The organism is Kitasatospora sp. MBT66 (assembly GCF_000710405.2).
GTDB lineage: Bacteria > Actinomycetota > Actinomycetes > Streptomycetales > Streptomycetaceae > Kitasatospora > Kitasatospora purpeofusca.
The window spans coordinates 653,148-661,022 of the sequence record NZ_JAIY01000004.1; the positions used below are offsets into that span (position 1 = coordinate 653,148).

Genomic DNA, 7,875 nt, shown 5'->3' on the forward strand with positions numbered 1-7,875 from the left:
GGCGCCGCCCTGCTGCCACGGCGCGCCGGGGGCCGGAGCGGCCGGCGGGCGGCCGTAGCCGGGCTGGGTCGGCTGCGCGGGGGCCTGCTGCTGCGGCTCCTCCGCGGCGAGGGTGCGGCTGCGCACCCGGTACAGGCCGGTGTCGAGGTCGTCGGCCTTCTCCAGGTTCACCTGGAGCGGGCCCATGAAGGTGTAGCGCTGGGCCTCGGCGTACTCGCGGACCATGCCGGCGAGCTCGTTGCCCAGCTGCCCGGAGTAGGGGCTCAGCCGCTCGTGGTCGTGCGGGCTGAGTTCGACGATGAAGTCGTTGGGCACGACGGTCCGCTCGCGGTTCCAGATGCTCGCGTTGTTGTCGCACTCGCGCTGCAGCGCTCCGGCGATCTCCACGGGCTGGACCTCGGACTTGAACACCTTGGCGAAGGTGCCGTTGACGAGACCCTCAAGTCGCTGCTCGAACTTCTTCAGCACTCCCATGGGGCACCCCCTTCCAGGGTTCGTTCGCCTGCCTGCCGACCGGTTTCCGGGGGGAGCCGGTCGCGCCTACTTGCGGTACTTCCGTACTGATCGTATCCACGCCGGGGCCATCCGTACGGTTCCCGGACCACGTGGTGCCCGGGGGTGGGCTCGGACACACAGGGTGACGCATGCGGGCGGCAGCATGCCAGGGCTACCCGCCCGGCGGGCCCGCCATCCCTCGCTCGCCTGTTCGCCGGGCATCCGTTCGGATGCGCTCCGCCTCCCCCGGGAACGGATTCGGAGGTGACCCGCAGGTCGTGCTACTGTTTTGCATGTCGGAAGGGGCGCCCACCGGGCGGCCCGATCGAAGAAGCGCGAAGGCCACATGGTACCGAGCGGATCGGCTGATCGACCGGCAAGCGGTGAAAACACCCATGCGCGGGTGGCGGAATAGGCAGACGCGCTGGATTCAGGTTCCAGTGCCCGAAAGGGCGTGGGGGTTCAACTCCCCCCTCGCGCACAGCGAAGCCCCGCAGATCTTCGGATCTGCGGGGCTTTTTTGTTCCCCGGTACCGGACCGGGCACCGGCACCGGCTGCGGCTTCCCGGGCGCCGGCCCCGGTCCGGCAGGGCCGCCCCGGTTCAGGACGAGGGCGCCGGGAGGTCGGCGCGGACCTCGAAGCCGCCGTCCGCGGTCGGGCCGGCGTCGAGCGAGCCGCCGAGCAGCTGGGCGCGTTCGCGCAGGCCGACCAGGCCGTGGCCGCCGCCGGGCAGGATCCGGTCGGGGCGGACCGGCGGGGCGTCGTTGCGGACCTCGACCCGCAGCCGCCGGCCCCGGGCCCGGATCCGGACGTGCACCGCGGCCTGCGGCGCGTACTTGGTGATGTTGGTGAGCGCCTCCTGGACGGTGCGGTAGGCGGCCCGCTCGACCGCCTCCGGCCAGGGGCGGTCGCCCGGGGCGAGCTCGGTGTCGGCGGCCAGTCCGCTCTCCTCGATCAGCCGCGGCAGATCGGCCAGCCTGGGCTGCGGGGCCAGCGGCGCGCCGGTCCTCGGCCCGCCGGCCCGCAGGACGCCGACCATCTGCCGCAGCTCCTCCAGGGTGCGCACGGACAGTTCGCGGATGGTCGCCGCGGCACCCGAGGCCGCCGGGTCGGTGGTGGACACCTGGAGCGCGCCCGCCTGGATGCTGATCAGACTGACCTGGTGCGAGACCACGTCGTGCATCTCCCGGGCGAGCCGTCCGCGCTCCTCGCTGAGCACCCGGTCGGCCAGCAGCCGGCTCTCCCGGGCCTGGCCCCGGGTGAGCTCGTCCAGCCGGGCCGCCAGCTCGCGCCTGGTCCGGGACAGCAGTCCGGTGGCGGCCGGTCCCGCCGCGAGCATCACGGACTGGATGGCGTACAGCGCGGTGTCCCGGGTCGGCTCGAAGGACTGCTCGGAGAGCGGCCAGTGGAAGAACTCCACCAGCGCGAAGAGCGAGGCGCAGGGGATCACCACCCGGGAGTGCGGGCGTTCGGCCGCGACCGTGTAGACGGCGGTGATCGGGGCGAGCCAGATGTCGTCGAGATAGCTGCCGGGCATCGTCAGCAGCAGCACGGTGACCGGGAAGCGGCGCCGCCACAGCAGCGCCACGGCGGCCAGGACCGACAGCAGGGTCTGCCAGAGCGGGGCGCCGCGGGCCACCAGGGCGGCGTCCACCAGGGAGTAGACGGCGGGCAGCAGGATCATCAGCCAGGGCGCGGTGAACCCGGCCGGAAGACGTCGTGCGGGAGAGGGGTCGCTCATGCCCCGTCGCTCGGCTTCGGCCGGACCAGTCCGGCCCGGTGGGCGACGACGGCCGCCTGGACCCGGTTGGCGGCGCCGAGCTTGCCGAGGATCGCGCTGATGTGGTCCTTCACCGTGCCGGTGCCGAGGAACAGCCGGTCGGCGATCTCGGCGTTGGACAGGCCCTCGCCCAGCAGCGCCAGCACGTCCAGCTCCCGGCCGGTCAGGGTGCGGGCCAGGGTCGCCGCCTCGGCGTCCGGGCCGCCGCCGTCCACGTAGCCGCCGATCACGGTGCGGGTCACGGTCGGGGAGAGGATGTTGCCGCCCGCCGCGAGCACCCGGACGGCGTGCACCAGCTGGTCCGGGGCGGTGTCCTTGAGGAGGAAGCCGGAGGCGCCGGCCCGCAGCGCGGTGCCGATGTGCTCCTCGGTGTCGAAGGTGGTCAGCATCGCCACGGCCGGCGGATCGGGCAGCGCCCGCAGCCGGCGGAGCACCGAGATGCCGTCCAGGTCGGGCATCCGGATGTCCAGCAGCACCACGTGCGGACGCAGCCGCCGGACGTACTCCTCGGTCTGCGCGCCCGAGCAGTCGCCGACCACCTCCAGGTCGGGGGCGGAGCCGACGATGAGGCCCAGCCCGGACCGGACCAGGATCTCGTCGTCCACGATCAGCACGCGGGTGGTGGTGATGGTCACTCCTCGGTTCGGCGGACGGGTCGGGCCGGTCCGCATGACTGGAATCGAGAGTAGGGCCTGACCGGCGGCTTCGCCGGGCCCGGCCTCCTGGAGCAACCCCCGCCGAACGGCGGGGGTGTGAATCCGCTACCTGGTTCACGCGATTCTCACCGGCGGTGGGGAACGATTGGAATCGGCTGCCGTACGGTCGGTCCGCGGCCGGGGTGGGTGGCCGGCCGGGTCGCGTGCGGATGCGGCCCACCATCTGATCGTTTGGAATTGAGCTGTGTCGTCCACTGTGAAGCCGGAGCCGTCCACCTCCCCCACCGGATCCGGGTCCGGGTCCGGCGCCCTCATGGCGCGCTGGCGCCCGCGCGCCGCCACGGCGACCGTCTGGTACCTGCGGCTGATCGCGCTGCTGAACCTCGTCACCGTGCTCCTGGCGCCGTTCCGCGACCAGGTCGAGACGCACAACGAGGGCGAGTACTTCACGCCGTACCTGATGACCGCCGGGCTGAGCAGCGCGGTGCTCTCGGTCTTCCTGGCGATCGCGATGCGGCGCCGCAAGCGGGCCGCGTGGATCTTCAACACCGCGCTGGCCGGCCTGTTCGCGGTGCTCTACCTGCTCGCCATGACGCTGCCCGGCGGGGGCTTCACCAAGCACCCGCTGAACTATGTCTCCACCGTGCTGACCTGCGGGTTCGTCCTGGCACTGCTGGTCGGCCGGAAGGAGTTCACCTCCAAGGGCGACAGCTCCAACCCGAAGACCGCCGCCGCCACCTTCGTGGCCGGCCTGGGCTTCGGCGGCGTGGTCGGCGCGGCCCTGGTCGCCCTCACCAACAACCTGCACGGCGCCGCCGACTTCTGGGACATGTTCCGCTACTCGGTCGGCCGGATGATCACCATCACCCCCTCCGAGCACCTGCGCTCCGTCATCGACGCGCCGACCTGGGTGAACGCGGTCATCAACGCCATGGGCGCGGTGCTCTTCCTGCTGGTCCTGTACGTGGCCTTCCGCAGCCCGCGGAACACGGAGCTGCTCACCGTCGAGGACGAGGAGCGGCTCCGGGGGCTGCTGGAGAAGCAGGGCGAGCGGGACTCGCTGGGCTACTTCGCGCTGCGCCGGGACAAGGCGGTGATGTTCTCGCCGAGCGGCAAGGCGGCGGTCACCTACCGGGTGGTCGGCGGCGTCTCGCTGGCCTCCGGCGACCCGATCGGCGACCCCGAGGCCTGGCCCGGAGCGATCGACGCCTGGCTGACCGAGGCCCGCGAGCACGCCTGGGCGCCGGCCGTGATGGGCGCCTCCGAGGAGGCCGGGGTGATCTACGCCCGGCACGGGCTGGACGCGCTGGAGCTGGGTGACGAGGCGATCGTCGAACTCGACGAGTTCTCGCTGGACGGCCGGGCGATGCGGGTGGTGCGCCAGGCGTACAACCGGGTCAAGCGGGCCGGCTACACGGTGCGGATCCGCCGGCACGAGGAGATCCCCGAGTACGAGATGGCCGAGCTGGTGGCCAAGGCCGACCAGTGGCGCGACGGCGCGACCGAGCGCGGCTTCTCGATGGCGCTGGGCCGGCTCGGCGACCCGGGCGACGGGCGCTGCGTGATGCTGGAGTGCCACGACGGCGAGGGCGAGCTGAAGGCCCTGCTCAGCTTCGTGCCGTGGGGTGCGGACGGGCTGTCGCTGGACCTCATGCGCCGGGCCAGGGACACCGAGAACGGCCTGATGGAGTTCATGGTGATCGAACTCCTGCAGCGCGCCCGTGAGGTGAACCTGGCCAGGGTCTCGCTGAACTTCGCCATGTTCCGTTCCGTTTTCGAGCGGGGCTCCAAGCTCGGGGCGGGACCGGTGCTGCGGCTCTGGCGCTCCGTACTCGGCTTCTTCTCTCGCTGGTGGCAGATCGAATCGCTCTACCGCGCCAACGCCAAGTACCGGCCGATCTGGGAGCCGCGCTATCTGCTGTTCGAGAAGAGCAGCGAGATTCCGCGGATCGGCATCGCCAGTGCCCGGGCCGAGGGCTTCATCACCGCGCCGAGCCTGCCCGCGCTGTTCCGTCGCCGGCACCAGGGGCCGTCCGGCGCGGAGCCCCGGGTGCCGGTGGCGGCACAGGACGGGAAGGGGTAGCCCTCCGCCGGGGGGCGGAGGGAGCCGGGCCGCCGTCCGGGGGGATCTCATGGTTGTTTCTCCCCCTGGAGGATGACTCGGATCCGCACAATTGCCGATGTGGATTCGTTAACCGGCTTCTAATGTGGAGGTAGTCGAGAGGGCGCTTGCGCCAACGGGGAATCGGAGAACCGGTTGTGATGCGGAGGACCCACGCGGGGGGCGTGCGAAAGGGGCCGGTGGCTATTGCCAAAGAGGCCGCTGTCGCCGAGTGGGGAGCGCTGTTCGGGACGGTCCGGGAGCAGGTCGCGCGGAAGAAGTTCGCGGCCGTTCCACTGGCCACCGCGGCGACCTGCCTGATCCTGCTGTTCAGCATCGTCCAGCACCTTCCCGGTGGCGAGCACTTCGTCACCAGGATCGGCGTCGTCAAGGCGGCGCTGCCGCTGGACGTCTCGCTGCTGCGCACGCCGCTTTCGTTGTACGTGCCGGCCCTGGACCTGCCGGTGTGGGGGGCGCTGGCGCAGGTCTTCGTGGTCTTCGGCATCGCCGAGATCGTGCTCGGCCGGAAGCTGACCCTGGTGGTCGCCTACACCTGCACCATCGCCGGGACGCTGTTCGCCCGGGTCGGGGTGGCGATCGGCCCGGACCACGTCTTCGGCTTCCCGAAGTGGGTCGCGCACGTGCGGGACACCGGCCCCTCGGCCGCGGTGGTGGCGCTGGCGATCTGCATCGCGTTCCGCTGCCGGGCCTGGTTCACGGCCGGGCTGGTCGTGGCGACGATGGTCGGCGAGGCGATCGTGCTGCCGAACCTGGCCGGGATGGAGCATGTGGTCGCGGTGATAGCGGCGCTGCTGATCGCGGTCTCGGTGGAGGTGTTCGGGGACTTCTGGCCGCGGGTGCTGGCCGGGGTCGGCGCGGCGGCCGTGGTGTCGACGGCCACCGCCTCGCTGGAGGCGGCGGCCGCGGACGTCCGCCGCCGCACCCCGGCCGGCGCGGCCGTGCCGTAGCGGGGCCGAACAGTACGGACGAGGAGCCCGCGGACCGTCCGGTCCGCGGGCTCCTGTCGTGCACGGCTGCACGGCTTCGCTGCGTGCGGTGTGCGGCGCGTGCGGTGTGCACGGCGTTCAGAGCGGCAGTTCGAACCAGACGACCTTGCCGACCGCCTTGCGGGCGGTGCCCCAGCGTTCGGCGAGCTTGGTGACCAGGGTGAGGCCGCGGCCGGTCTCGCCGAGCTGTTCGGCGGGCTCCAGCGACGGCAGGTTGTGGTTGTCGTCGCTGACCTCGACCAGCAGCTTGTCCACCCGGATCAGCTGGAGCTGGACCCGGTCCCGGGCCACCCGGACCGCGTTCGTGACCAGCTCGCTGACCAGCAGCACGACGGTGTCGCCGATCGACTCCAGGTGCCAGGCGGCCAGCTGCTCGCGGACCAGGGCGCGGGCCCGGCCGACCTCGCGCTGGTCGACGGTGAGGTCCCAGGTGGCGACTTCGCTCGGCGCGACCCCGTCGAAGCGGGCCACCAGCAGCGCGACGTCGTCCTTGCGGTCGTCGGAGTGCAACCGGTCCAGGACCACGTCGCAGGCCTCCTCCGGGCTCTGCCGGGGGTCGATCAGATTGCCGCAGAGCGCGGCCAGCCCCGCTCCTATGTCACCGCCCCGCACCTCGACCAGTCCGTCGGTGCAGAGCACCAGCATCGAGCCGTCCGAGACGTCGATGGTCTTGGCGACGAACGGCACCCCGCCGACGCCGATCGGGGCGCCGGCCGGGATCTCCAGCAGCTCGCCGGTGCCGTCCGGGTGGACCAGGACCGGTGGCACATGGCCGGCGCTGGCCAGCTCGCAGGTCCGGTTGATCGGGTCGTAGACCGCGTACAGGCAGGTGGCGAGATGGTCGTCGCCGAGCTTGTGGGCCAGGTTGTCCAGATGGCGCAGCAGCTGGCCGGGCGGCAGGTCGAGCGCGGCCAGGGTCTGCATCGCGGTGCGGAAGCGGCCCATCGCGGCGGCCGAGTGGATGCCGTGGCCCATGACGTCGCCGACCACCAGCGCGACCCGGCTGCCGGGCAGCTGGATCGCGTCGAACCAGTCGCCGCCGACCTCGGCCCGGGAGTCGCCGGGCAGGTAGCGGTGGGCGATCTGGACGCCGGGGATCTGCGGCGGGCGGGTCGGGATCATCGAGCGCTGGAGGGTGGTGGCGACCCGGGACTCGGCCCGGTGCAGCCGGGCGTTGTCGAGCGACAGCGCGGCCCTGGCGGCCAGCTCCTTGAGGGTCGCGGCGTCACCCTCGTCGAACGGGTCCCGGTCCGGGAGCCGGAGCAGTTTGAGGATGCCGAGCACGGTGCCGCGGGCGGAGAGCGGCACCACCAGCATCGAGCGGCCGGACACCACCGGGACCAGCTCGGGGCCGCCGAGCGCGGCGGCGTAGTCGACCGCGACGTCCCGGGTGACCACCGGGACCAGCACCGGCTGGTTCAGCTGGAGGGCCATGCCGGGCGGGGTGCGGCGGGGCATGGCGACCAGCGAGCCCTCGGCGAGCACGTGGTCCCACTGGCCGGCGGACTCGTTGCGGGCCAGGGCGACCCGGCGCAGCATCGTGTCGTCGTCGGGGCGGGCCGCGGGCAGCTCGGAGTCGGAGATCAGGCCGTCCACGAGGTCGACGCAGGCGAAGTCGGCGACCCGGGGGACGAGCACCCGGCACAGCTCGTGGGCGGTGAAGCCGAGGTCCAGGGTGGTGCCGACCTTGCCGCCGACCTCGTTGAGCAGGGCCAGCTGCTCGCCGGCGTGGCCGTTGGTCAGGAACGGGCCGAACCGGCCGGTCGGCGCTCCGGGCGGGGCCGCGGGGACGGGGACTGGGACGGGGACGGCGGTCGGTGCGGTCGGAGCGGTCG

The 7,875-nt window shown here is 72.6% G+C and carries 6 protein-coding genes and 1 tRNA gene; 3 read left to right on the forward strand and 4 right to left on the reverse strand.

Features of this window, described 5'->3' with window-relative positions:
* Positions 1-474: DUF3662 domain-containing protein (locus tag BI06_RS09570; protein ID WP_199523263.1), on the reverse strand; the 474-nt coding region annotated here is incomplete at its 3' end.
* Between the two features lie 418 nt (positions 475-892).
* Between BI06_RS09570 and BI06_RS09575 the strand changes: the two genes are divergently transcribed.
* Positions 893-976 (forward strand) — tRNA-Leu (locus BI06_RS09575).
* Positions 977-1,097: 121 nt separating this feature from the next.
* Here the strand turns inward: BI06_RS09575 and BI06_RS09580 are convergent.
* Positions 1,098-2,237: a sensor histidine kinase gene (locus BI06_RS09580; protein WP_030392395.1), complete on the reverse strand. Its 1,140-nt coding sequence runs from the start codon at positions 2,235-2,237 to the stop codon at positions 1,098-1,100.
* Entirely contained in the window at positions 2,234-2,905 is a 672-nt protein-coding gene (locus BI06_RS09585; RefSeq protein WP_030392394.1) for a response regulator transcription factor, read from the reverse strand. Before BI06_RS09585 ends, BI06_RS09580 begins: the two co-directional genes overlap by 4 nt.
* 340 nt (positions 2,906-3,245) lie before the next feature.
* Between BI06_RS09585 and BI06_RS09590 the strand changes: the two genes are divergently transcribed.
* Positions 3,246-5,015, forward strand: a complete 1,770-nt coding sequence (locus BI06_RS09590) for a phosphatidylglycerol lysyltransferase domain-containing protein (RefSeq protein WP_051740709.1) — start codon at positions 3,246-3,248, stop codon at positions 5,013-5,015.
* Positions 5,016-5,233: 218 nt separating this feature from the next.
* Entirely contained in the window at positions 5,234-6,001 is a 768-nt protein-coding gene (locus BI06_RS50485) for a hypothetical protein (protein ID WP_157855174.1), read from the forward strand.
* A gap of 117 nt (positions 6,002-6,118) precedes the next feature.
* Here BI06_RS50485 and BI06_RS09600 read toward each other — a convergent pair.
* On the reverse strand, positions 6,119-7,875 hold a 1,757-nt coding region (locus BI06_RS09600), incomplete at its 5' end, for a SpoIIE family protein phosphatase (RefSeq protein ID WP_063794944.1).